1 protein-coding gene and 1 pseudogene are annotated in these 1,824 nt (G+C 66.2%); both read left to right on the top strand.

Going from position 1 to position 1,824, the window contains the following annotated elements; genetic code table 11:
* The first annotated feature begins 104 nt into the window (after positions 1–104).
* Entirely contained in the window at positions 105–1,493 is a 1,389-nt protein-coding gene (locus FNH08_RS49545) for an OFA family MFS transporter (RefSeq protein WP_152778540.1), read from the top strand.
* Positions 1,494–1,599: 106 nt separating this feature from the next.
* Positions 1,600–1,731: pseudogene (locus FNH08_RS52885) on the top strand (MFS transporter); the annotation flags it as partial.
* Positions 1,732–1,824: the final 93 nt, after the last annotated feature.

A 1,824-nucleotide genomic window follows, 5' to 3' on the forward strand; every position in this document is an offset into this window, starting at 1 on the left:
GGCCGACGGTGCGCGTCGGCCGCCCCCAGGACCCGTGCGCACACGGAAGGCATTGGACAGGGGGCGCTGGCCAGAACTTTCCACGCAAGGGGTGCATTCGCGATATGACAACCACCGATCTCCCCGCATCGGTTCCGTACCGAGAGGTGGCCGACGCGAACGGACGCGTCTACCGCATCGGTGAAACCGACATCGACATCATGGGCCGCAAACGCAAGTGGATGGTCATCCTTCCGTGGGTCGGGATGATGGGCATCAGCTCGGCCGAGTACGCGTTCGCGTCCGCCGAGGACACTCTGCACACGGCTCACAGCTGGAGCAGCGCGCACATCTTCTGGATGCTGGGCGTCTGGGTCTTCTTCCAGGCCTCAGTGGCCTTCCCCGCGGGCAAGCTGCGGGAGAGCGGCAAACTTCCGGCCCGCTGGGCGATGATGTTCGGCGCGCTGGGCACGCTGCTGGGTTACCTCTCGCTGGCGTTCGCGCCGCATGTGGTCGTCGCGTACATCGGCTTCGGCATGTTCAGCGGCATGGGCGCGGGCATGGTCTACGCGACCTGCGTCAACATGGTCGCCAAGTGGTACCCGGAGCGCAAGGGCGGCAAGACGGGCTTCGTGAACGGCGGTTTCGCCTACGGCTCGGTGCCGTTCGTCTTCATCTTCACCGGCTACATGGACCTGACGAACTTCCGCTGGGTGCTCGTCTCGGTGGGCTTGTTCCTGGCATCGCTCGTCGCGGTGGCGGGCTACTTCTTCCGGGATCCGCCGAAGAACTGGTGGCCGGCCGACGTCGACCCGCTGAAGAAGCCCACCGACGCCCGCGCCCGGCGCGCACTGGAGAAGAACCCGCCGGCCGTGCACCAGTACACCCCCAAGGAGGCGTGGAAGACCGGACGTGTGGCCCTCATGTGGTTCTGTCTGCTGTGCACGTCAGGTGTGAACATCTTCGGCATCGCCTTCCAGGTGCCCTTCGGTGACGAGGCGGGCTTCGCCGGCGGCATCGTGGCGACCGCGATGTCGCTGAAGGCGATCGTCAACGGCACCGGTCGCGGTGTCATCGGCTGGCTGTCCGACCGTTACGGCCGCAAGCAGTGCCTGATCTTCGTCTGCATCGTCCTCGGGCTGTCGCAGTACGGCATCCTGTTCTCCGGGAACATCGGCAACCTGCCGCTCTTCCTGCTGTTCTCGTCCATCTCCGGCTTCGGCGGCGGGGCCATCTTCCCCATGTTCGCCGCGATGACCGCGGACTACTTCGGTGAGAACAACAACGCCTCCAACTACGGCCTGGTGTACTCGTCGAAGCTGGTGTCGGGCCTCCTCGGTTCCGGCATGGGCGCGGTGGTGGTCGGCGCCTGGGACTACGCCGGCGCGTTCATCCTGGCCGGCTCGATCTCGCTCTTCGCCGGTTGTGTGGCCACGTTCCTGCACCCGCCGGGGCGTCCCAGGAGCAAGCCTGTGCAGCCGAACCCGCAACCTCTCGGTGAGGAGATGGCCTGACATGACGGCCGATCCCCTCGCCACGCGGACCGCCGAGAGCACGTCATACCGCGAGATCACCGACTCTCGGGGCCGCGTCCACCGGGTCGGAGAATCGGATCGGCACCGCAACGAACCGCTCGCCCTGGGTTTCGCGTTCCTCTCCGGCTTCGGCGGAGGCGCGTTCCACCCCCTGTTCGCCGCACTCGTCCCCGAGTACCTCGGCGAGAACAACAACGCCTCCAACTACGGCATGGTCTAGTAGGGATAGCTGTTCCGGCGGACCGCGGACGCGACCACCGGACTTTCCACACACATGAAGCGGCCGTCCAGTGGCCCATGACCACTGGAC

This window comes from Streptomyces spongiae, assembly GCF_009377185.1.
In the GTDB taxonomy this organism is placed as follows: domain Bacteria; phylum Actinomycetota; class Actinomycetes; order Streptomycetales; family Streptomycetaceae; genus Streptomyces; species Streptomyces spongiae.

Coding starts and splice junctions, on each gene's coding strand:
- FNH08_RS49545 (WP_152778540.1), top strand. CDS start 105: ATGACAACCACCGATCTCCCCGCATCGGTTCCGTACCGAGAGGTGGCC.